Annotated in this window: 15 protein-coding genes; 3 read left to right on the top strand and 12 right to left on the bottom strand. The window is 63.3% G+C overall.

The window, feature by feature from the left end; all coding sequences use genetic code 11:
* From SSO01S_RS06060 to SSO01S_RS06000, 12 genes are all read right to left on the bottom strand, one after another.
* A partial coding sequence (locus tag SSO01S_RS06060; RefSeq protein WP_066796780.1) for a PAAR domain-containing protein occupies positions 1-217 on the bottom strand: 217 nt, incomplete at its 3' end.
* 22 nt (positions 218-239) lie between these two features.
* Positions 240-2,039 (bottom strand): type VI secretion system tip protein VgrG, encoded by a 1,800-nt coding sequence (gene vgrG / locus SSO01S_RS06055; RefSeq protein WP_066796759.1) that lies wholly within the window; start codon positions 2,037-2,039, stop codon positions 240-242.
* Positions 2,036-2,740, bottom strand: a complete 705-nt coding sequence (locus tag SSO01S_RS06050; RefSeq protein WP_066796756.1) for a CIS tube protein — start codon at positions 2,738-2,740, stop codon at positions 2,036-2,038. Before SSO01S_RS06050 ends, vgrG begins: the two co-directional genes overlap by 4 nt.
* 1 nt (position 2,741) lies before the next feature.
* Positions 2,742-2,933 carry a DUF5908 family protein gene (locus SSO01S_RS06045; protein ID WP_066796754.1) on the bottom strand — a complete coding sequence of 64 codons (192 nt, stop codon included), beginning with the start codon at positions 2,931-2,933 and terminating at the stop codon, positions 2,742-2,744.
* A gap of 15 nt (positions 2,934-2,948) precedes the next feature.
* Positions 2,949-3,476, bottom strand: a complete 528-nt coding sequence (locus SSO01S_RS06040) for a phage tail protein (RefSeq protein ID WP_083942882.1) — start codon at positions 3,474-3,476, stop codon at positions 2,949-2,951.
* Positions 3,476-3,928, bottom strand: a complete 453-nt coding sequence (locus SSO01S_RS06035; RefSeq protein WP_066796747.1) for a phage tail protein — start codon at positions 3,926-3,928, stop codon at positions 3,476-3,478. The genes SSO01S_RS06040 and SSO01S_RS06035 overlap by 1 nt, the downstream gene beginning before the upstream one ends.
* Before the next feature lie 62 nt (positions 3,929-3,990).
* Positions 3,991-5,910, bottom strand: coding sequence for a phage tail sheath family protein (locus tag SSO01S_RS17725; protein ID WP_066796744.1), 1,920 nt, complete (start codon positions 5,908-5,910; stop codon positions 3,991-3,993).
* 40 nt (positions 5,911-5,950) lie between these two features.
* Positions 5,951-7,210: a hypothetical protein gene (locus SSO01S_RS06025; protein WP_066796736.1), complete on the bottom strand. Its 1,260-nt coding sequence runs from the start codon at positions 7,208-7,210 to the stop codon at positions 5,951-5,953.
* On the bottom strand, positions 7,207-7,803 hold the full coding sequence (locus SSO01S_RS17180; RefSeq protein WP_083942880.1) for a Pvc16 family protein: 597 nt from the start codon (positions 7,801-7,803) through the stop codon (positions 7,207-7,209). The genes SSO01S_RS06025 and SSO01S_RS17180 overlap by 4 nt, the downstream gene beginning before the upstream one ends.
* Positions 7,804-7,941: 138 nt before the next feature.
* Complete coding sequence (locus tag SSO01S_RS06015; protein WP_066796730.1) at positions 7,942-9,312, bottom strand: ATP-binding protein; 1,371 nt, start codon at positions 9,310-9,312, stop codon at positions 7,942-7,944.
* Complete coding sequence (locus SSO01S_RS06010) at positions 9,299-13,390, bottom strand: contractile injection system tape measure protein (RefSeq protein ID WP_066796728.1); 4,092 nt, start codon at positions 13,388-13,390, stop codon at positions 9,299-9,301. The genes SSO01S_RS06015 and SSO01S_RS06010 overlap by 14 nt, the downstream gene beginning before the upstream one ends.
* A gap of 387 nt (positions 13,391-13,777) precedes the next feature.
* Positions 13,778-15,454 carry a DUF885 family protein gene (locus SSO01S_RS06000; RefSeq protein ID WP_169798330.1) on the bottom strand — a complete coding sequence of 559 codons (1,677 nt, stop codon included), beginning with the start codon at positions 15,452-15,454 and terminating at the stop codon, positions 13,778-13,780.
* Between the two features lie 493 nt (positions 15,455-15,947).
* Between SSO01S_RS06000 and SSO01S_RS05995 the strand changes: the two genes are divergently transcribed.
* The 3 genes from SSO01S_RS05995 to SSO01S_RS05985 all read left to right on the top strand — a co-directional run bounded on the left by SSO01S_RS05995 (position 15,948) and on the right by SSO01S_RS05985 (position 22,796).
* Complete coding sequence (locus SSO01S_RS05995) at positions 15,948-18,797, top strand: TonB-dependent receptor plug domain-containing protein (protein WP_157073666.1); 2,850 nt, start codon at positions 15,948-15,950, stop codon at positions 18,795-18,797.
* Positions 18,798-18,919: 122 nt separating this feature from the next.
* Entirely contained in the window at positions 18,920-21,121 is a 2,202-nt protein-coding gene (locus tag SSO01S_RS05990) for a S9 family peptidase (RefSeq protein ID WP_169798329.1), read from the top strand.
* A 1-nt stretch (position 21,122) separates the two neighbouring features.
* Positions 21,123-22,796, top strand: coding sequence for a DUF885 family protein (locus tag SSO01S_RS05985; protein ID WP_066796714.1), 1,674 nt, complete (start codon positions 21,123-21,125; stop codon positions 22,794-22,796).
* The last annotated feature ends 2 nt before the right edge of the window (positions 22,797-22,798 follow it).

Here is a 22,798-nt window from a genome sequence, read left to right as displayed (position 1 = left end):
GCCCGCCGATCTGTACGGTCGCCGATCCCTTGACGATCGAATCGGGCGGACCGACGCATACGCAGATGTCGCCCAGGCAGGCGGCGGGCATGCCGCCGATCAGCACATTCGGCATGCCGGGCCCGGTGATCGGGCCGCCGACATGCGGCACGGGCGGCACGCCCGGCGTGACCATCGGACAGGCATGGAAATCGGTTACGCGGGCGGCGGGGGGCATCAGAAGGGCTCCTGCGCGGGGGTCAATTGATCTTCACCAGGCTGCCCTGGACGGTGACCATGCCGCTGGAGGTCAGCTTGGCCTCGGCAGACCCCTGCGCCGCGAAGCTGGTATCGGCGTTGGCCTTGATCGTGAGGCCGCTGATGTCCACGCCGGCTGTGCCCTTGATCGCGACCTTGCCCTGGGCGGTGAGGGCGATGTCGGTCTTCGCGTTCAGCGTGATCTTCGCGGCGCTGTCCACGGTGACGCCGCTGCTTGCCATCGTGATCTTGCTGCCCGCCTTGTCTGTGATGATAATCTCGCCAGCCTTGTCGTCCAGCCGAACGCTTTGCTTGGCCGGGGTGGAGATTTCGACGATCTTGTCGGTCTCGAAGAAATCGATGCGCAGCCCGGATTTGGTGACGATCGCCTTCTGGTCGTTCTTCGCGTCGGGAGTCACGGGCGGCGGGTTCTTCTTGCTGAAGAGGCTGCCGACGATCACCGGAAAGCGCGGATCGCCGTTCATGAAGGCGACCACCACCTCATCGTTGATCTCGGGATAGAATTCGGCGCCGACCTTGTTCGAGGCATAGAAGCTGCCAAGCCGCGCCCACACGCCGAGCGTGCCGGCCTGAAGCAACGGCAACTGGATCTGGACGCGGAACTCGCCATCGGGATCACCGTCGGTCTTGAGCACGATCCCGGTCTGCAGATTGGCGACCGGGGGCAGAAGTCCGCCCGCGCCCGGCGCTGCGATTTCCGGCGCTACCGCCGCGAACCATTGCGGCGAAAGCCCGATCTCGGCGTGCGTCATCCAGGTGCCGTTCGTGACCTGTTGATGCACGGCAGAGATATAGGCGGTGCCGTTGAAGCGATCGCCGAGCCCTTCCAGCTCGACCGTGCAGCCCGGCGTGGCGAGCGCGCTTCCCTGAAAGCGGATTTCGCCGCGTATCTTGGCAAGGCGGGCCTTGAGTAGCTCGGCGGAAGACCAGTCGGTAAGATCGGCTTCTTGCAGCGTTCCCGCTGTCTGCTGGGGATATTGCGCGATGCCGAACACCTTCGCGAGCTCGTCGGAGGTCATGTTGCCGAGATCGTTCTCGCTGGCGCTGGCCTGGCCGGAAACTGCGAGCTTCTGGGTGGCCGGGTCCCACGCATAGCTCTGGATCGCGCCCGCCGTGTACTGCGTCGAGGCATCTATCGCCGCGCGGAAGTCGAGGATCGAATCGCCATAAGCAAGCGTCAGCACCGGCGCCTTGCTCGGGTCAGGCGGCGCGACCGTCACCTTTCCATCGCTGACTATCACCACCAGGCCATTGAGCTGCGCGCGGATCAGCATCAGATCCCAGTCGCTGGCATAATATTGGACGATCGAAGGCTGGGCGGGAGACGTGGCGGTCACGTCGGCGGTCAGGTTCGCCTCGCTGATCAGCTTCTTGATGACGTCGCTGTCCGTCATCTTCTCGAAGATCGCGTTCTTGCGCGCGAGCGTCATCGCCATCGCCTTGTCCGTGGCTTCGACGACGAGGCGGGACGGCCCGTCCTGGGTGACCTGGAGGCCCTGGCGGTAGATAACGCCGGAGAAGACCTCCACGTCCTGATTATCGTAGCCGAGCGCGATCTTCACCAGCTTGCCCGGGATCAGTTGCTCGGTCTCGCTGATCGGGAAGGTCGCGTCGGAAGGGCTTCCGTCGGAGATCACGATCCGCGCCTGGGGAAGCTTGTTGACCCCCGTCCAGATGTCGATCGAAATGACCTGATAGGCGTGATCGAGTTCGCTGCCGTTCGCGGTGATCTTGATCGCGACCAGCGCGCCGGCTGTCTGGTTGGGAGAGGGCGCGGTCATGCCGCTGCCTCCGTTCGCGTCATCGGCGGGAATACCAGCTGCGTGCCGGGGGCCAGATCGCGGAAGCCCGGCAGACCGTTGAACGCGGCGACGCGCAGATAATAGGTGCTGCTGCCATAGATGCGATGGCACAGATCGGGAAGCGTATCGCCCGCCATCACCGTAACCAGATGGCTCAGATCGGGCGAGGTCATATTGGCTTCCGCCGCCAATTGCTTTTCGCTCGCATAGGACAGGAAAGTCGCGGCGACCTTGGCGCGGATCGGCGTGCCGTTGGGCTTGAACAAAGTGTAGGTGATCTTGAGCTTGCTCAGCACGCACTGGAATTGAAGCTGCGCCCAGGAGAGCTTGAGATAATTGGGCCGGTGGATGACGCCGTTCACCGTGGCCACCAGCTTCACGAACGTATCGATCAGTCCGGCCACGCCGTCGCTGGGCAGCGGCATGCCGGGGATGGGCGGGGGGATCACGCCGGTCGCGTCGAATACCAGATCGAATGCGATGACTTCTTGCCCGACGCGATCATATTCGGGCGAGGCGCCCGGGCTCCCGGGGGCCTGACGATCGGCATAGGTGATGGTGTAATCGTGCGTGTAGCTCGCGGGATTGATCCACACCGTGAAGGGATCGCCCGTCTGGCTGTTATATTGCGGATCCGAAAATGCGGTGATTACCAGCCGCTCCAGGCTTCCCGACGTCATCTCAGCGCCTTTCGGCCAGCCGCAGAGTCGCCAGCACGTTGCGCACGCATTCTTCCACCAGCGCCTCGCGTTGCGCGGCGGTTATCGCGGGCTGCCCGGGCGATGCGGCGGGGCCACCTTCGCCGCCTGCCCCCGGCCCGGAGCCTTCGCTGATGGCCATTCGAACGCCGATCTCGCTGATGTGCAGCGTCATGGTGCGTCCCTCCCCCTAACTGCCGATCAGCATCGACACGGCCGGCACCATGGACACGGCTTCGTTCATCGGCATGCGCGTGACCGTAGCATATGAGAATTCGAGCACCTCGGTCAGATATTGGTTCTTGAGCGAATCGAACGGTCCGGTAACCCAGCGCACCGGCCATGCCCGGTCGAAGCTCCATGCCACCAGCGGGATGCGGTTCGCCCCGATCAGCATGACCACGATGGTTTGTGTCAGGATCGGCTCGTTGAGCGTCGACCCCACGGTTTGCGCCGCCCATTCCGAAAGGAACGACGGCGCCGTGACATATCCGCGCTTGAGCACGAGGTTGGGCGATTTGGTCGCACCGGGAAGGTGATGGTCGTAACGGTTTTCGCCGCCTTCCTTCACCGTCTCGATCTCGATCTGCGCCTCCACCCCCGAAACTTCCTGGAAGCTCGCATCGGTGCCGCTCAGCAGTTGCAGCGCTGTGCCGCTTCCCGCCACCGCCACCGTGAACGAGAATGCCGGGGGTGGAGTGTAGCCGTTCGCACTCACTAGGGCGCCGAGATGACCATCGTCTCGAACGCGATATCGAGGCTTTCGACGGCGACTTCATTGCCTTCGGACTTGAGGTCCGTGCCGGTGACCTTGATCGGGAAGGCATTGTTCAGCGTCCACACCATCTTGGGTGCAGCCGTCTCATCCAGCAGGCTGACGACCACGGTCTGTCGCGCGATCGTGTTCATCTTGATCTGGTTGAACCAGTCCCACAGCGTTGTATCGTTTACGAAAATGCCCTTGCGCAGCGTCACGTTGCCGACCTTGCCGAGCCCGGGCATCTTGATCGGATAGAAGCTGGGGCTGTCGCCGTGGCGATATTCAATTGGGGTGGTTTCGGTGCTGAGACCGGTCACTTCCTGGAAGCTCACGGTGCCGCTGGGGAAGCCGGCGACCGTGAAATAGAATTTGGGAAGCGGCCATACAGCGTCTTCTGTTTCGCCTGCCATCTTGCGCTCCTATGGTTTGAGAGTTTCGAAAAATCCGCCTGAGCGTGCGCCGGGCGCCGCGATCAGGCGCCCTGCATCGTCTGGGTGAAGGTCAGCTCGATGAATTCGGCCGGATGGATCATCTGGACGGTGACGTTGACGATCATATAGCCGTTGAGCACGTCGAGCCCGCTCATCGTGGTCGGCACGCCGCACTTGACGGTGAAGGCGTCGCTGGCCTTGTCACCCATGAGCCCGCCGGCCTGCCACAATTGGGTGAGGAAGTTCGAGATCGTCGCGACGACGGTGGCCCAGGTGCCGCCATCGTTGGCCGCGAACACGAACTGCTCGAGCGCGTTCTTGATCGACTGCTCGATATAGATGAGCGTGCGGCGGACCTGGATGTAGCGATAATCGAGGCTGTTGCCATCGAGCGTCCGCGCCCCCCACACAACCGTTCCGCGATTGACCATCGCCCGCAGGATATCGATCGCATTGCCGTTGAGCGGCATGTTGAAATTGCCCTGCTGCGTGTCGGTCAGCGGTACCATCGGCGCGATGGCTTCGTTGATCGAGAAGTTGGCCGGTGCATTCCAGACGCCGCGCTGCGCGTCGTTGAGCGACCAGATCCCCGCCATGGCTCCGCTGGGCGGCGCAACGCTGAGCTTGTCGGCAAGGATCTGCTGGATGTTGCCGAGCAGCGGGACCGCGTTGAGCAGATACTGGTCGAGCGATTTGATGTCCGCGTCGGTGGTCGGAACCGCGATCGCGGGCGGCGTGGTCGTGGGCGTCATCGAGACCAGCAGTGTCGGCGCAGCAGTAGTCGTGCCCGTGGTGGCCGCCGGTGAAGTGTTGGCGGTGGCGGTGACGTCCGCAGCGGCGATGGGGAAGGCTGCGGCGATATGCGCGGCCACGGCGACGAAGGTGTCGCTGTAGGTGGTCGTTGTGCCGTCCGTGCTGGACGGATAGAGGCTCAGCGCCTGCGTCGTCAGCAGGTTGTTCATCAGCGTGGTGCTTGCCGTGGCACCGTTCAGATTCGCGTAGGTCACATCGGCCTTGCCGAGCAGCGAAGATTCGATCGCCGGGCCATAGCAGACGCCGTAGCTGAAATTGGCCGCAGCGGGCGCAATCGCGGTGTAGAATGCGTTCGCCGTTTCCTGCATCCCCTTATAGTTCCAGTTGGTGGGGATCAGTGCACCCGGCATGTCCAGGATCGCCACGCGATCCTGCAGCGCTCCCGCCTGGTTGATCATCTCGACGGCAACGGTGGCATAATCGTCATAGGTATAGGTCGTGACGCCGTTGGTGGTCGTGCTGTTGAACAGCATGCACGCATCGGGGATCACCAGCATCGTGCCGCCGCGCGTATCGTGCGCCACCGAAAGCCCGGCCAGCAGATCGTCCTTTGACACGGATGTCGGCTGGGTGGGGGTGGTCGGCGGGGCGACGTCCTGCTTGCCCCAGTAATTGGCGACCGAGATCACGAAGCAATCGCCGCCGCCATTTGCGTAGAACAGCTGCAGCGCCTGAAACAGGTTGAACTGCGAGACGAACGTCACCGAGCCCGAAATGGATTCAGAAGTGCCCACGACATAGGAACCGATCGACGTGGCCGTGCCGCTGTTCGACGGGGCCTGGAAATCATAGGCCATCGTCGGGACTGGCGTGGGAGTGGGGGTAGGCGAGGGCGTGGGAGAGGGAGTCGGCGAGGGGGTGGGAGAAGGGGTCGGCGAGGGAGTAGGCGCGGGCGCGGTCGGCTGCGGTTCGACTATGCCGTTCGCAGTGTAGCCATAGCCGAAATAGCTGTAATAATCGGCCATCGAGCTGACCGGCACCGCCTGCAGGTACATCTGCTTATTGTTCGACGGATCCTTTGCGGTTTCGGTATAGCCGATGAAGATCGGCACCGCAGTGGCCACGCCCACGACGGAGGGCGGGAAAGCCGAGAATTCGGTGACATAAACACCGGGTGTCTTGCGGTCTTTGGTCAACGCGGTTGCCATTATCTGCTTCCTTCGCGGTTAGGCGGCGTGGGCCACCAGTTCAGACATAAACGAAGATTTCCGAGGTGCCGGTCGCGCTCTCATCGGCGGGTCCGGGCCAGACCGGCGCTGCGGGCGCGACGGGCAGGCGGGAGAGGGCGATCCGGTTCTTGTGTCCGCTGGCGTCGCGCCGGGTGCCCTTCAGATGGAAGTGCTGGCCCGATTTCTGGCGAAGCGGGAGCGGCGTATCGGCGTTGAACAAGGTCGCGAGCGAGCCATCGGGCAGTCGCACCGGCTGCGCATCCGCTTCGAATTCGGCGCCCGGCCCGGCAATCTCCACATCCTGCAGCTGTGAGCCGGGGATCTGGGACACGACATAATATTGCCAATAGGTGCGGCGCGCCTCGAACGCGAGTTCATAGGCAATGCCGCCGCAATCTGCAGGCCGCGGAACCGCGCCGAAGAGGGAAGGGAGCGGATAGATGCCGCCGCTTTCCGGCTCGGGCTGGGTGAAGAGCAGGTCGAGAAGCACCATGTTCCCCCCATCCGGGGGAACATAGAGCACTTCGCGCGGATAACCGGGCGCGTCGATCGGCTCGCGGTTCGCGCCCTGCAGCGAGATCGTGTAGAAGTCGTGCGGGAGCGAGGAGAAGTCGAGCGACGCATGCTTCGGATCGTCCGGCGTGCTGCCGTCGAAGATCGCGACGTCCTTGGTGCCGGGCGCCGGCAGGACGACCGCGCCCGAAAGATCGGTGACCACCACGCGCCGCGTCTCCGGCGGGACGGTCAGGGCCACGGAGGCGCCAACAATCTCGTGCAGCGCTTCGCCGCCCATATAGTTGCCGGGCGCCAGCAACGCCACGCCGGGCCCGGTGTCCCTTGCCCTGGCCTCGCGCGGGTGCGCATCGAGATTGCAGCCGAAGAGATTGACCCGAGACAGCTTGGTCTGGATCGGGAGCGACGTGATCCCGACGAACTCGGGATTGGTAAGCTCCAGCAGGAACGTCATCCGTGTCCAGAAGCCGGACGCCCCTGGTTGGCGCGCCTCGCGCCGCAGATATTCGATCAGATTGCTGAGCTTGTCGGGCTGGTAGAAGACCGCAAAGCCCGTGCCTTCGTTTTTGAAGGCAAGGCCTAGCGACGCCATCAACTGCGATGTCGCATCGCTAGGCGTGGCCCGGAAATCGCCGCAAAGGCCGCGATCCTGCGTATAATAGGTATGGGTGAAGGTGACGGTGAGCAGCCGCTTGTACAGGTTGGCGCGGTGCGGCGGGGCGTAGGTGAAGGAACGCGACGCGTGACCGATGCCCGCGCCGCTCATTGTGGCGCTCCCGATCCTGATGCTTCGGAAATGCCGCCGCCGCTGACCGGATAGGCCCGCGCCTGCATGGCCGTCGATCCGAAAGGCAGCATCCGCAGCTTGTAGAAGACGCACGGGAAATATTTCGTCCCGAGCATTCCCATCACATAATTTACTTCAACCGGGTCCAGACTGGACATCTCCAAGGTTATCTTGTCGATCTGCGGACCGAGATCGGGCGCGTTCGATTGATTGAACCAGGGATTTTGTTGAAAATACGAGATTATGTTCGAAATCGCGGACAGGCCATCCGCGTAATTGTTCGACGAGAAGTTCGCCATGAACATCAGATGCAGATCGATGTAGATTGGCGGACTGACAATAGCAAAACTATCCCCTCCACCTTTTGCTGGTGAATATGAACTAATAATATTCTCACGCGTTATATTATAAAGCGTCATCACGACTCTATCTCTGATAGATTCGTTTACGGTTCCGTCGTGATAAATCGAACTAGTTAGCGCAACCCAATCGTCATTCCTACGATCAAGGTTCTGCATATATTCGTTGGCTAGCTTACGAATCGTCTCTAAGACTCGACGTATGCTAGACATGTCGACATTTCTTACACGGTCGATAATGCCGTGCAAGATAAATGCATAGGGATTTTCAAGAACTAACCGAATCGGTGGCAATTGTCCGAATCAATGTAAGAATCGTCCGATTCCGTTATTTACAGGATCCTTGACGGGTCAGCGGGCAAGATAATGCCCCTCCTTGCGCAATTCCTCGCGGATCCCGCTCATGATGTCCGCCAGCTCGACGCGGGCGGGCGTGCGCGTGACGGCCAGCAGGCAGGCATGGCGCAGCACATTGACGATCGCACCGCCCGCCAGCTCATGCTCGACGGCGAGCTTCTGGAAGTCCACGTCGTCGGCCAGCGGGAACCGCCCGGTCTCGAACATGTCTCGCCAGAGCCGGAGCCGGGAAGCGGCGTCGGGCATGGGGAAGAGGATCGCGGATTGGAAACGGCGCGCGAACGCTTCGTCCATATGGCTGCGGACATTGGTGGAAAGGATGACCAGGCCGGGAAAATCCTCCAGCCGCTGGAGCAGATAGGCGATCTGCTGGTTCGCTGCCCGGTCATTCGCGCTGCTCGCTTCGGTGCGCTTGCCGAACAATGCTTCCGCTTCGTCGAAGAAGAGGATCCAATTGCGGTTCTGGGCGAGATCGAACAGGCCGGCGAGGTTCTTCTCGGTCTCCCCGATCCATTTGGAGACGATGCGGGAGAGATCGACGCGATAGACCGGAAGGCCGTGATGCTTGCCGAGCAACGACGCGGTAAGCGTCTTGCCGGTGCCCGGGCCACCATAGAACAGGCAGCGATATCCGGGCTTCAGCCGATGGGCGAGGCCCCAATCGTGCAACAGGGTGTTCGCATGGTGGATCCATGCGCTGATCATGTCGATCTGCGCCCGCGTTATGGTGTCGATCACCAGATCGCCCCAATCGAGCGGCGTCGTGATCAACTCTGCGGGAAAATGCTCGCCGGTCGAGAACGCATATTCCTCCCCGGTCAGCAGCAGCTCGAGATATTCGCGCGAAAGCCGAAGCAGCGCGGATGTAGCGGGTTCCTCGCGATGCAGATGGTCGAGCGACAGCATGCCGGAAGCAATGAGCCGGTGCTGGGGGGCGAACAGCGCACGGGCACGAATGCGTGCCTCGATTTCGCCCCCTGCGAGCAGGAAGAGCGCGGTTTCCACGCTGGGCAGGAAGCCGGCATGCGATTGGCCGGGGGCGCCGCCAAACTCGGTGAACCGGCGTCCCGTAGCCTGGTTCTGGAGCAGGAACGGATCGAGCAATTCCGGCGAAACATGCGGGGCGAGCGCGAGCGCCAGTACAAGACGCTCTCTCGGGTCCAGCGCCAGCTTGCGCAGCGCATCCGCGAAGGGGTCGCGCTCGCCGTGGGGACCGGGTGTCAGATCGGGCGGAGCGGGAAGCGGATCCTGCGTGCCTCCCCCTTGCTCCAGATACACGGCAAAGCGATGTTGCAGCGCCGCCCGCAGCCAGGCGAGTTCGCGATTGATCGCGGAGTGTTGGGATTTCGGTTCACCAATTGACATGAACTGGCTCCGCCATCCAGCGGTGATAGAGCACCGCCCTGTTCCAGGGAATTTGATCGACCAATATGTCGAGCGTCTTGCGCTCTACATCGAGCGTCCAGCGGTCAGCCTCGCGGCGGAGCCTGCCCTCGCGTTGCAGGAAGGTTTCGCGCAGTCCGGCAGGGGATGTGTTTTGGATGATCGCCCAGTTGGCGATCACCGCATCAATCAGCTCGGCGCAAATCGCCCGATCCGCTGCGCCCGGCTCGATCTCGCGCGCGACGGGCGCGGTGACGGAAACCCCGGCGAGCAGCTTGTTAAGCGCCAGCGCAGTCTCTGGCGCGTCGCAGCGTTCGTCGATCAGATATTGCAGCAGGTGCACCGCGCGTGACGCAGCTTCGATACCGGCGATGCGCGGGACTCCCTCTGCGTCAGGGGTCAGCACGCCGATGCGCTCGAAGAAGCGGGGCAGGAACGGATTGAACAATACCAGCCCGGCGTTCGCGATATAGATCCGGTCGCCATTCTCTGGTTCGGGCGGGCGGACGGGCTCGGATGCGCGCATTGGAGAAGGCGGGGTCGCAGCAGGCGACTGGCTCATTGCGGCGAGTATATTCGCGTGCCCGCCGCGCTGCGCAAGTTCAATCGCGCGCGCGCGCGCACGCTCCAGGATTTCGGGAGAGGCCTCGGGCAGCCCGGCGATCAGGCGCCCAAGCGCGGCGCGGCGCGCGGGCAGAGGGGCTTCGGCCAGCATCGCCAGCAAGCGGGCCCGTAGCGTTTCGCCGATACCTGCCCGCAGCGCTTCGGGAGCGACCTGTCGCCAAGCGGCAGCCAGGATCGTGGTGGTGTCGAGCAGGAACCGCGCCTGCGCCGGAGCGAGGCGGGAAATGGTGCGGGAGAACAGCTCTTCCGGCATTTCCGCCGCCCAGCGCGCCCTGGCGCCGGGGCTTGCCAGCCCCGCGCGCAATGCGCTGTCGAGATCGGGATCGCCGCGATCGGCTAGATCCGCTAGCAGGCGCATCGGGAGTGCGTCTTGCGCGGCACTTGCCGGCGCGTCGCCCGATAGCCAGGCGAACAGCGCGGTTCTGTCCGCGGTGGCGGAGGGCGGCGGCTGCGCGGCACCGATGGGCGGCGGCGGGATCGGAGAGCCCAGCCTGTGCAGATCGACCGGCGCGCCCGTGATCGCTGCGGCGGCGGCGCGAAGCTGGGCGCTGGCAAGCAGGTCCGGGGCTGTGTCGCCGGAAAGCGCCGCGAGGGGCTTCATGACATTCGGCATCCATGGCGCTAGCCGCTCGATCAGGGCGGCCGCATCTTCGGCCTTCATAAAACCGACGGCGCGGTGCAGGCGGATCGCGACCGTTTCGGGATCGGCATCGCCAAAGAGCCGATGCATTTCGGGCATCTGCAGCCCGGCGAACTCCGCGAGCAGCGACTCGATCCGCGCGCCGGGCGGCGCCCACCACGCCAGCGTGCCATGTTCGAGCCAGTGGCGAAGCAGCGCCAACCGATCCTGGCGCTCGCCCGGCGGCGGCGGATCGGCCATGTCGAGGATCTCGCCGCGCAGGGCTGCGTCGAGGATGCGCGTCCACGCCGCAGTCATGCTCCCGCCGGGCAGATCGGCCAGATGTGCCGCCCAGGCGGCCGCGCGGTCCACGCCATCGGGCTGCAGCGCGACCAGGATTTCCTCGGGCAGCATCCAGGCGAGCAGCCGTTCGATGAGCAGTCCGCTCTCGCCCGACGCTCCAGCCAGCAACTTGCGAAGCAGGGCAGCGAAGGCGGCCGGGTTCCTCGTTGCGGCGCGCGTCAGATATGCGGCGGAGGCTGGCGGACCGCCGCTGCGCAGAAAACGTTCGGCGTGGCACAGCGGATCCAGATCTGGCCCGCTTGCTTGCGGCGCGGGCTTCGTGGCGCGCTCGAGCCACCGCCAATTGCCGGTCTCGCGCGGCGAAAGGCCCTGATGGCCCGCAATTCCATCGAGCAGATGGCGGCGCAGTTCGGCGCGGCGAAACGCTCCACCCCTGGCGAGCGCGCCGATAGCGAGGGCGGTGATCAGGTTGCGGAACCCGGTGGCGTCGAGCGCGGCCAATGCGCGTTCCGCGTGGCGGCGCTCCAGCATTGCAAGGTCCGCCGCGGCGGCATCTCCCACCGCGCCGAATTGCGCCAAGATGGCAAGGACCCCGCCCTCGTCCAATGCCGCGATCACGCGTTGAAGCCGCGCGGGATCGGACGTCAGGCTCCGGATCAGTTCGGCTTTTGCACCACCATCTGTCCGCTCGATCTCTCGGGCGAGCATCGCGGCATCGCGCGGAAGGTCAGGGGGCGGGGCAGCGTCCCGGATTTCCGCGAGGCGCGCGGCGAGCCATGCCGGGTCCAGCCTTGCCGCAGCCGCCAGCCCATTTGCGGCAAAAGCCAGCCAGCTCTTTTCCCGGAACGGGGATCTCGGCGCGCGCATCAGCCAGCGGAGCGCGAGCGTACGCATCTTTGCGGCAAAGGCCCGCTCGGACAAGGCGATCAGGCCGTGCCGCTGCTGCAGCGCGGTCAGTTCAGCAATGCTTCCCAGCAACTGTGCTGCCGGGCGTGGGCGGAGGCGAGCCGCCACAGCTGCGAACAGGTCCGCAGACATGCCCAGCGCCAGCGTAGCCAGCGCGGCTTCGTCGTCCTGGTACTGGCGCAGCCTTACTATCCAGGCGTCGATCGGATCGGCATCCTCCGGCGGCACGCTGTCGGGTGCAGGCAGGTCTGCCGCCAGCGCCGAAACCGCAGCGGGCAGCGAGCTTCCCGCGGGCAACCGGCGGCGAACGGCCGCCAGCGCGGTCATGAGCGATTCCAGAAGGAACTGCTGGGAAACCCCGCCGATTGCGGCCAGGCGGTTCAGCAGGCGACGCAGCCAGCTACGCCGGTTGAATTGCGATCCTGCGTCGCGCAGCAGAAAGCGCAGCACGGTCAGCCGCAGCTGGTTTTCGAACCCGGCAAGCGAGAGTGCGAGCAGTGTGCTCTCGCGGTGCAAGGCGCTCAGCCCGGCGACATAAGCGAGGATCTGCGCCGCCTGCGCCGGCTCCAGTCGCGCGATCAGCCATGCAAATTGTGCGGCGCTGAGTTGCCGCACCAGCGATTCCAGCGTGGCTGGATCCTCGGCGGCGTCGCGGAATTGCTGTAGCAGCGCCTCGGCAGTGCGTTCGGGCGGTGCGTCGGGTTCATCCGCCGTGATGGTGCCGCGGTCTCCGGCCTTCTCATCTGCCGCCAGCGCGTCGAGCACGCCCGGCAGCGATGCCGTCGCGGGCCGGCGTTGCCGGGTCAGCGCCAGCGCATCGCGAACCTGCGCCAGCAGCAGCGAGTAAGCGATCCCCTGGGCCGCGGCGATGCCGTGCAGCAGATGCGCGACGAAGCTGCGGCGGTTGAACTGGGTCCCGGCTTCTCGAAGGATGAACTCAAGCGTCAGCACCCAGATGGCGTGACGAAGCGGTGCGGCCGCCGGCAAGGGCGGGTCGAGCCTCACCCGCAACAGGTCTGCGTGATAGGCAAGGATAAGCGCGGCATCCGCGGGTGCCAGGACGTTCAGCAACGCGCGCAGGGCAGCTTCATCGAGCTGGAGCACAAGCCGGTCGAGCGCGTGCCGGTCCCGCGCCCTCCGGCGAAGCATCGCCACCAGCGCGTCCGGCTGGTTTCGGAGCAGTTGCGTGAAGCTCTCGGCGGGACGATAGCCCTGCGGTGCATGATGGCGCGGTGCGCCATGCGTCAGATACACCTCGAAATCTTCGAGCGCCGCTGCCTGATGCGGTAGCTCCCGCGCGTCGCGGGTGGGGGCGTTGCGCGCCGCGGCGAGTGCTTGGGTCAGCGCCCCGGCCAGTGTGCGTTCGAGCGCGAGGGGTAGTTCCTCCTCCAGCCGCTCGGCAGCGATCGTGCCCAAATCGAGTTCGAGCCGGCTGAGTTCGACGCGCCGCCCCTCGGGCGCCAGCGCCTCGAACGTCCGCTCGATCACGCCTGGCAATAGATCGCGCGCTATATCCTCCGCGCGGCCACGCAGCCGTATCGCCAGATCGAGACCCGGGGTGTCGATGCTTAAAGTCAGGCGTCCAACGTGATGCTGCTGCGATGGCATGAATTGCTTTCGTCGGAGGACACGTAGCAATATTCCAGTTTGGGGTGGCCGATTTCTTAAGTGAACTTTTCGATCAATGTCGAATCGGTGTCGCAAGATTATGATGCGAAATTCTCGTATATTGATACCGAAACCGCAAATGGCGCACCGAACGGCGCGCACGGTTCACATATGCGGACTTTGATTACGAAGCGGACGAGCAATATCATGATGCCGCAAATAGAGGATTTGCGTATCATTGAGAGGGCGTCACCCCCGCTCGCGCGGGGATGACGACTCAATTCTCCTGGAGAAGATTCTAGTCGCGAATTTTGCACCACGACGTGTCTCAGAGGCCCAGCGAGGGTCTCTAAGACAGGGCCATAATCGGATTGGCGCGGATCCTATTCAGCGCGCAACTTCTGACAGCGGGACGTGGTGCCAGAAGTTTTTAATCTCATCGTCATAGCCGGTGAGGTCGTAGCGCAGCAAAGACACGGGCAGGCGGCCGGTGTTCATCAGATAATCGTGATAATCCCGCAGCGAGAATTTCTCGCCGAGCTGGCGCTTGCGGTCGACCAGCAACTTCTGAAGCTGCATAGCGCCGATCGTGTAGGTCATGCCGTAGCCTGGCGGGCGGCGGATATAGATGCCGGCGTCGACGCGAGCGACATTGTCGTCGAGATAGGGTGTCCATTCCTTCCAGAACTTCATGGTCTCGCCGACATTCATCTCGTTGCGCTGCATCTTCACGTCACCGATCGTGCGGGCGGCGCGGAACAGGCCGAAGATATAGATCAACTCGCGCGTGCGCGGGCGATCGTCGAACAGGCCGAGCTGGAGCGCTGCTTCTTCCAGATAGAAGCCCCAGCCTTCGGTGCGGCCGCTGTCACGCACACGGCTGCGGATCGGGTGCGTCACGCGCTTGCCGGTGAGCCCGTCAAACTTGTGGCCGGGGAAGGTTGCGTGGAGGTGATCGGGCGAGGCGTCGCGGAACTGCACCTGCTCCCAGAACATCGGCCCCGTCGGGCGGACGATCCACGGGGCGTTATAGCCTACTTCCTTGTAGCTGCCCGGAATATAGTCCGGGATCGTGATGATTTCTTCGTCCGTCAGCCATTTGCGGATCTTGGCGTCGGTGCCTGCGAGTTGCGCTTCATATTCTTCGCCCGACTTGGGCAGTTCCAGCTCGGGCAGGTTGCGGTTGCGGTGCCGTTCGGTGGTGTAATTGGCCCAGAAGCGGGTGAGCTCGCGATCGGCCAGCGACACGATCTGATCAGAATCATAGGGCATCAAGCGGACATTGGTGAGGAACCAGTCATAGGCAGGCTTGCCCACGCCGGCGCGCGCCGTCATCGTTGGGCGTGCGGCGGTCAGCCAGTCACGGAAGCTCCGGATGGCAGCCTCTGCCGCCTTGATATCGGCGACGATTGCGGGTTGCTGCTTTTCCGCGCGTCCGCGCAGATCGGCGAACCAGCCGAGCAGGCCCTCGGGCTCCACCGCGCGATACGGCATGCCATGGCCGACGCCGTCCCCGTGCGAAATGCTGTGCAGCGCAAGATCGGCATAATCGGCGGCGACCGAATCGAGATTGACGCGGGCCTGGGCGAGATAGGCGGGGATAGTCTTCAACCGAGCCCGGAGCGTGGCCAGCGCCGCGCCCTTCAGTGGCAGATCGGCATAGGTGAGGCGCTGCAGCTCATCGACATACATCCCGGGATCGCGAGCCCAGGGCTTCAGAATGTTGAGGTTGAAATCCTCCAGATCCATCTGCGCGCGGACCGCGAGATAATCGACCTGCTGGTGCTGATCCCAGCTTGCAACCGCGAAATCGGGGAGCTTCGCCTGGAAATCACGCAGCTCTGCGCGGCGCTTTTCGACTGCGGCGGAGCTGAAATCGACGACTCCGTTGACAGCCACAGGCGTGCGCCAGCCATCGAATGCGGTGAACAGACTGACGAACTCAGCATAGCTCTGGCTGCCCTGGGGAGGGCCGTCTGGTTGCGCGGCTACACTTTGCGCATTGGCCGGCGCGATCCCGAGCACTCCCGGGGCGGCCGCTCCAGCCAGAAGCAGTGCGATCATCAGTCCCTTTGCGCGCATATCGATCTCCCTTGCCATTCCCGGTCACGCGGCGCTGAACCGCGATTCAAGGCACAAATAAAACAAAAAACATGTGATTTGTAATACGATGATTGCAGATCGAGCGCTGGTCAAGTGGCGCTGTGAGCGCCCCAAGCTAGGAGCTGGTGAGAGCCTCTGGGTCCGTCCAAAATGGCGCGAATCGAAGGAAATCTGCGGATTAGTAGACGAATTTCCGGAAATTTCCGGGGGCCTTGCAGGCTCTTTCCGTGCCCGCCGCAACCGCGCGATCGCGACCGGATGCTGCGCCGGATCGCCGCTTCTCGGGCATTTTTGTTACCGAGAAGCGACACTTTTCACATTTTTTTGTTCGTCCGAATTGACCGTCCGGTTAGGTTATGCTCAAAATCACGCACTTGTTCACCGAAATATCACGATCGATAGACGTCGTGGCGGGGCAAGGCAGGCGGGCGTATCCATTCGGGGAGACACGAAGATGTTGAGTAAGCGAGTTTCAGTGATGCGGGCGGGGCTGCGGGGCGGTTCCGCACTCGCTGCCATGATGATGGTGATGGGCACCGCCATGGCGCAGACCGACGAACCGGAAGCCATCGATGGCGGCGAAGGGATCGTCGTTACGGGATCGCGCATTCCGCGCCCGGACGTTGATTCGAACAGCCCGGTCAATGTGATCGGCGTCGACGAAATCAAGCAGACCGGCACCGTCGAGACCGAGCAGCTGCTCAACTCGCTCCCGCAGGCGGTTGCTGGCGCTGGCGCCCAATCGAACAGCGGCAACGGCTCCGCCACGGTCAACCTGCGCAACCTGGGTGCGGCTCGTACCCTGGTGCTGCAGAATGGCCGCCGCATCGTCGGCGCCAGCCAGGACGGCGTTGTCGACATCAACATGATCCCGACTGCGATGATCGAGCGCATCGAAGTCGTCACCGGCGGCGCTTCGGCGGTGTATGGTTCGGACGCGATGGCCGGCGTGGTGAACTTCGTCACCAAGACAAACTTCCAGGGCATGGAAATTGGCGCGCAGTACGGCATCAGCGATGAAGGCGACGCCAACCGCTACAACATCGACTTCACCGTTGGCGGCAATTTCGCCGACGGCCGCGGCAACATCGTGTTCAACGGCAACTATTATGACCGTGAGATGGTCAAGGGCGCCGCGCGCGACCATGCGTCGCTCTTCCTGGTAGACGCCGTGCAGAACGGCAAGGGTGTGCTGGTGCCGGGTGGCAACGGCGTTACCCCGCAGGGCACGATCTTCTCGCCTGCGCTGGTCGGCAAGGTTGATCAGTTCGGCAACACCATCGGCACCGCCGGCATCTTCTTCGCGCAGGAAGGATGGCGCGCGTATAAGACGAGCGACGGCTTCAACGACCGTCCGTACACCAACCTGCAGATGCCGCTGAAGCGCTGGTCGGCGGCGCTGACGAGTCACTATGATGTGACCGACAACATCACCGCGTTCTTCGAAGGCAATTACGTTCGCAGCGAGCTCAACTCGACGCTGGGCGCAGTGCCGATGAGCAGCTCGGGCTTCCTGCCCAACTTCCAGTTCGATCTGCGCAATCCCTATCTGGCGCCGTCGCTGCGCACCTTCCTGAGCACCCATCTCGACGGTGATGGCGACAACCTGATCTCGATCAACATCAATCGTCGCCTGCTCGACTTCGGCTCGCGCACGGACGACCAGACCCGTGAATTCGGCCGCTTCGTGGCGGGCTTGAAGGGCGGACTGACCGACAAGCTGAACTGGGAAGTCTTCTACAACCAGGGCCACGTGCGGATCACCGATGTCCAGGGCGGCGGCGTGCTGATCGACAACTTCGCCAACGCGTTCCTGACCAACCCCAACAACCCGTATGACTGCCTGACCACCGATGTCCGGTGCGTCACGATCAATCCCTTTGGCTTCATGTCGATGACGAAGGAGATGCGGGACTATATCTATACCGACCTGACCAACATCACCGTCCTTGATCAGAAGCAGGCAGGCGCCAGCATCACCGGCACGCTCTTCTCGCTGCCGGCGGGCAATGTGGGCATCTCGGTGGGTGCGGAATACCGCAAGGAAAGCTCGACCTTCACGCCGGATCAGCTCTACATCCAGGGCAAGGCGCTCTCGCGTTCGGCTGGCATCCAGCGGACCGGCGGCAGCTTCGACGTCAAGGAGCTGTACGGCGAGCTCGTCGTGCCGATCCTGGCCGACATGCCGTTCGCCCAGCTCCTCACGTTCGAAGGCGGCATCCGCTATTCGGACTATTCGACCGCAGGCGGCGTGACCTCTTGGAAGGCTGGCGGCGAATATTCGCCGGTCAAGGGCGTCAAGTTCCGCGGCCTTTACCAGCGTGCGGTGCGTGCACCGAACGTGGTCGAGCTCTTCTCCGGTGCGACCAACACTGCACCGCAGGCGACCGACTTCTGTAACGCATCTGGTGCTAACCGCACCGCTGCCGAGCGCACGTTCTGCATGACCTCGCTGGGCGTGCCCTCCAGCGTGATCGACGTCTTCCAGCAGGAGAACGTGCAGATCCGCGCGATCACCGGCGGCAACCCGGCCCTTCAGGAAGAAACCTCCGACACCTGGTCGATTGGTGCGGTGTTCCGTCCCGCTGCGGTGCCGAACCTGCAGTTCACCATCGATTATTACAACATCAAGATCGATGGCGCGATTGCAGCATTCGGTGGTGGCCTCCAGTCGGTGATCACCGCCTGCCGCGCCAACCTCTCGATGAGCAACATCTTCTGTCAGCCGCTCACCAAGCGCTCGTCGGACGGTCAGTTGTATGACGTGCCGCTGCTCAACGCGAACATCGCGTCGATGGAGACGTCGGGCGTCGATTTCCGCCTCGACTATCGCTACCAGACCAACACGTTCGGCTCTTTCAGCTACTATCTGGCTGGCAGCTACCTCATCAAGAGCGTGGTGCAGAGCAGCCCGATCGTCGCGGCGGTGGACTGCGCGGGCTATATCGGTGGCGGCAGCTGCGGTAATGCAAACCCGGTCTGGCGCTTCACGCAGCGTCTGACCTGGGACGTGAACGACGCGCTCCAGCTCTCGCTCCGTCATCGCTTCATCGGTTCGACCAAGGATGGGCGTATTGCGGCCGCCAAGGCTTCGGGCGCGGCAACGCCGCTGCTCGCGGTGCCGTCGACCGGTCAGATCAGCTATTTCGATCTGAGCGCGTCGTACGCCATCGACAAGACGCTGAGCATCTACGGCACGATCGACAATCTCGGCGATCACAACCCGCCGTTCCAGCTCTATGAGCGGGATACCTTTGACGCGATCGGTCGCCGGTTCACCATCGGTTTCCGTAAGCAGTTCTGATGCCCTAAGTCCGGCGGCGGCGCTTGCCGTCGCCGCCGGCAGCCGGCCCTTTTGGCCGGTGACGTCGAATATGGATTAAGGTGTTGGGGAAGATGATGAAGTTCAGCGTTTCTGTTCGCGCAATGTCTGCGGTCCTCTTGGTCGCATCGCTGAGCGTGGCTTCCCCGACATATGCCCAGAGTCCCGCAGCGGGGGTGGTCCAGGTGCCCGGCACCAGCTTCTCGCTCGATGAACTCTATCGCTACAAGAGCCTCGTGGGGAACGAGCCGATCGGATATAGCTGGTCGCGCGACGAGAGCAGCGTTCTCTTCCTGTGGAACGAGGAAGGGTATAGTTTCCGCGATATCTGGTCCTACTCGCCCAAGACGGGGAAGAAGACCCGGCTCACTTTCCTGGGCAAGAATTCTAAGCCCGAAGCCGAAGAGAAGGGCATCGCGCAGGCGGTGTTCCTGGACAAGGGGCGCGTTGCGTTCACCATCGGCGGCAAACTCTCCATTCGTGAGGCTGACGGCAGGATTGTGCAGGTCGAGACCGACAAGGAGGCGATCCGCAAGCTTGTCCTGTCGCCTGACGGGCGCCAACTCGCTTTCGTATCCGGCAACCCGGTCGATCCGCGCAATCGCGTCACGCCGGGCGGGGTGTTGTGGGTCCGCGATCTGGCCGCGACGGGCGATGTCGCCGCGCGCCGCGTGGTCGGATCGGACGATGCCAAGGTCTATGTCGCCGACTATCAGTGGTCGGCTGATAGCCGCTCGATCGCATTCGAGGAGAATGACGATCGCGCGATGCCCGAGCGGGATATTTATTATTACGCCAAAGGTGGTGAGCTGCAGAATAACCGAGTGGTTCGCGCTTTCCCGGGCGACGAGACGACCAAGGCGCGGATCGGCATCGTCAGTGCTGCTGGCGGCGAGGCCCGTTTCTTCGAGCGGCCGGACGCCAAGCACCACATCTGGGACTTTGGCGTGTCGCGCGATCGCAAGCGCCTGTTCGTCAGCGGCTCCGACATGGAAGCCAAGGAGCACACGATCTATGTGTTCGACGTGGCGAGCGGCCAGCGCGAGACCTTCTACCAGCTTCGCGAGCCCAAGCATCTGCGCCCCGACTGGAAGGTCGCCTGGGCGCCGGGCGATGACGGCCTTGTCATCCTGACCGATCGCGATGGCTGGCTGCACCTCTATCACCAGCGCAAGGCGGGAGAGGCTCCGCGCCAGATCACCAAGGGCAATTGGGAAATCGCTTCCTTCTCGGTCGATGCCGCGAAGAAGCAGCTCTATTTCCTAGCCAACGAAGCGCATCTGGCCGAGCGCCAGATCTATCGCGTGCCGCTGGCGGGCGGGAAGATCGAGCGGGTGAGCGCGCCGACCGCGGGCACCCACGACGCAGTTTATTCGCCGAACTTCCGCTACGTCGCGGACTGGTTCTCGAACGATACGACGCCGCCCGAGCTGTTCGTCGTCGACACGACGAAGCCGGGCAAGGCGACCCAGGTCACCAAGTCACCCCAGCCTGACTTCTACACCCAGACCTGGGCCAACATCACCTATATGGAATTCCCGAGCCATGTGGACGGGACCAATCTGCTCGCTCGCGTGAGCCTGCCGGCCAATTACGATCCTTCGAAGCGCTATCCGCTGATCGTCGGCTCGGTCTATTCGGACTCGGTGCACAACCAGTGGGGCGGCCGACGCGCGCATCCGACCTGGGGTATCGACCAGTATTTCGTCTCGCAGGGCTATATCGTTCTCAACGTCAACATCCGCGGATCATGGGGGCAGGGGCGCGAGCACAATCAGAGCCAGCATTATTCTTATGGCGAGACCGACATCAACGATCTGGAGAGCGGCGTTCGCCATCTCGTCGCGAAGGGTTATGTCGATCCCAAGCGCGTAGGCATCTGGGGATCGAGCTATGGTGGCCTGATGACGATCATGTCGCTGTCGAAGAAGCCGGGCGTCTACGCTGCGGGCATTGCGGGTGCGCCCGCGACGAACGTTTGGCACGCCTATCCGGGGCAGATGTGGATCATGGGGCGTCCTGAGGGCCCGGATATGCCTGCGCGCTATGAAGCACAGTCGGCGCTGTATCAGAGCCACGGGATCAAAGATCCTCTGATGATTATCCACGGCACGCGCGACCCGGTGGTGCTCTATTCGGACACGATTGCGCTGGCGGAGAAGATGATCCAGCGGGAGCAGATGTTCGAGCTGGTCACCATCCCGGGCGGAAACCATGCCTGGGCGAGCGATAATCTCCCGCAGGCCCGGTTTGCGTTCAAGAAGATGGTCGATTTCTTCGATCGCAATGTGAAGAACCGGAAGTAAGATGCTGGCCCGAGGCATCGCGGCCTGGCTGGGCGGCGCCACGTTGATGGTGGCGCAGGTTGCGTCGGCGCAGCCCGCCGTCCAGCAATTGGGTGCCGATTTCTGGGCGTGGCGCAGCGCAACGCAGCCGGCGAGCAGCGACGACATCCCGCGCATCGTCCGCCCGGCCGGATGGGTGCCCGATTGGTCGGCCGCCGCTGTCGCGACGCAGCGTTCCAAGCTTGCCGAGTTCGATGCGCGCTGGAAGGCGCTGGAAGGCGCTCCCGAGACGGTGAGCGAAAAGGTGGACTACCGCCTGATCGGGTCGGCGCTGGCGCGGGTCCATTGGGAAATGGACCATGTCGCGGGCTGGCGCCGCCAGCCGCATTTCTACACGGCGCAGGCGCTCAATCCGATCTTCGAGGTGCTGCTGCCACCGCCGCCCGTTTCCACGCGCCGCGTGGAAGACGTGATCCGCCTGCTCGGCACCGCGCCTGCAGTGTTGCTGGCGGGGCAGGTCAACCTGAACGACATGCGCGGGCCGTTCGTCGACGTGGCATTGAGCCAGATCGCCGACGTGCCCGATAGCCTGCGCGGTATGGCGGCGGGGCTCGCGCCCTACGCCAATGCCGGACAGCGCAAGCGGCTCGATGCGGCGGTCAACAAGGCGATCGCCGCGTTTTCTGCCTATACCAACTTCCTGAAATCCAAGCGCGCGGGCCTGTCCGAACAGACCGCGGTGGGTGACGCCAGCTATCGCTACTTCCTGAGCAATGTGGCCCTCTATCCCTATTCGCCGACAGATCTGCTGATCATGGGGAGTCAGGAATGGGCGCGATCGGTGCTGTTCGAGGAACTGGAGCGCAATCGTAATGCCGACGTGCCCGAACTCCCCATCGGATCCTCGATCGAGGCCGTGACGGCGAAACTGGATGCCGACGAACTCAAGGTTCGTACATTCCTCACCGAAAAGAATCTGCTGACCCTTCCGGACTGGGCCGGGCATTACAAGGCGCAGCCATTCCCGGCTTATCTGGCGCCGATCGGCTGGCTGGGGCGGACCTTCGATCTGACCGACATCGATCGGGTGGGCCAGAACGCGACCGTCTATCTGCCCGAACCGTCGCCCAAGCTCGGTTATTTCAATCTTTCGATCACCCGCGATCCGCGGCCGATCATCGTGCATGAAGGGGTGCCCGGGCACTTCTTCCAGCTCACACTGGGCTGGCGACATCCCAACCCGCTTCGCCGCCGCTATTACGACAGTGGCGCGAACGAGGGGACCGGCTTCTACGCCGAGGAGATGATGCTCCAGGCTGGCCTGTGGGCGGATGCACCGAAGACGCGCGAGATCATCTATAATTTCGCGAGACTGCGCGCGCTTCGCGTCGAAGTGGACGTGAAGCTGGCGCTGGGTGAGTTCAGCATCGAACAGGCCGCCGACTATCTGGAGACGATGGTGCCGATGGACCGGACCACGGCGCATGAGGAAGCAACCTTCTTCGCCGCCGCGCCCGGACAGGCGATCAGCTACCAGATCGGCAAGATGCAGACGACCGAGTTCCTGGCGGAGGCGCGCGCGAGAGAAGGCAAGTCTTTCGATCTCAAGCGCTTCCACGATTATCTCTGGGCCAATGGCAATGTGCCGATCGCGCTGCAGAAGGAAGAGTATCTGTCGATGGTGACGGGCAAATAAGG

The organism is Sphingomonas soli NBRC 100801 (genome assembly GCF_001591025.1).
Classification (GTDB): Bacteria; Pseudomonadota; Alphaproteobacteria; order Sphingomonadales; family Sphingomonadaceae; genus Sphingomonas; species Sphingomonas soli.
This window is presented reverse-complemented; position numbering and strand designations above follow the sequence as displayed.

Coding starts and splice junctions, on each gene's coding strand:
- SSO01S_RS17725 (WP_066796744.1), bottom strand. CDS start 5,910: ATGGCAACCGCGTTGACCAAAGACCGCAAGACACCCGGTGTTTATGTC.
- SSO01S_RS06035 (WP_066796747.1), bottom strand. CDS start 3,928: ATGGCAGGCGAAACAGAAGACGCTGTATGGCCGCTTCCCAAATTCTAT.
- SSO01S_RS05985 (WP_066796714.1), top strand. CDS start 21,123: ATGCTGGCCCGAGGCATCGCGGCCTGGCTGGGCGGCGCCACGTTGATG.
- SSO01S_RS05990 (WP_169798329.1), top strand. CDS start 18,920: ATGTCTGCGGTCCTCTTGGTCGCATCGCTGAGCGTGGCTTCCCCGACA.
- SSO01S_RS06015 (WP_066796730.1), bottom strand. CDS start 9,312: ATGTCAATTGGTGAACCGAAATCCCAACACTCCGCGATCAATCGCGAA.
- SSO01S_RS06050 (WP_066796756.1), bottom strand. CDS start 2,740: ATGACGTCGGGAAGCCTGGAGCGGCTGGTAATCACCGCATTTTCGGAT.
- SSO01S_RS17180 (WP_083942880.1), bottom strand. CDS start 7,803: ATGTCTAGCATACGTCGAGTCTTAGAGACGATTCGTAAGCTAGCCAAC.
- SSO01S_RS05995 (WP_157073666.1), top strand. CDS start 15,948: ATGTTGAGTAAGCGAGTTTCAGTGATGCGGGCGGGGCTGCGGGGCGGT.
- SSO01S_RS06000 (WP_169798330.1), bottom strand. CDS start 15,454: ATGATCGCACTGCTTCTGGCTGGAGCGGCCGCCCCGGGAGTGCTCGGG.
- vgrG (WP_066796759.1), bottom strand. CDS start 2,039: ATGACCGCGCCCTCTCCCAACCAGACAGCCGGCGCGCTGGTCGCGATC.
- SSO01S_RS06025 (WP_066796736.1), bottom strand. CDS start 7,210: ATGAGCGGCGCGGGCATCGGTCACGCGTCGCGTTCCTTCACCTACGCC.
- SSO01S_RS06010 (WP_066796728.1), bottom strand. CDS start 13,390: ATGCCATCGCAGCAGCATCACGTTGGACGCCTGACTTTAAGCATCGAC.
- SSO01S_RS06045 (WP_066796754.1), bottom strand. CDS start 2,933: ATGACGCTGCACATCAGCGAGATCGGCGTTCGAATGGCCATCAGCGAA.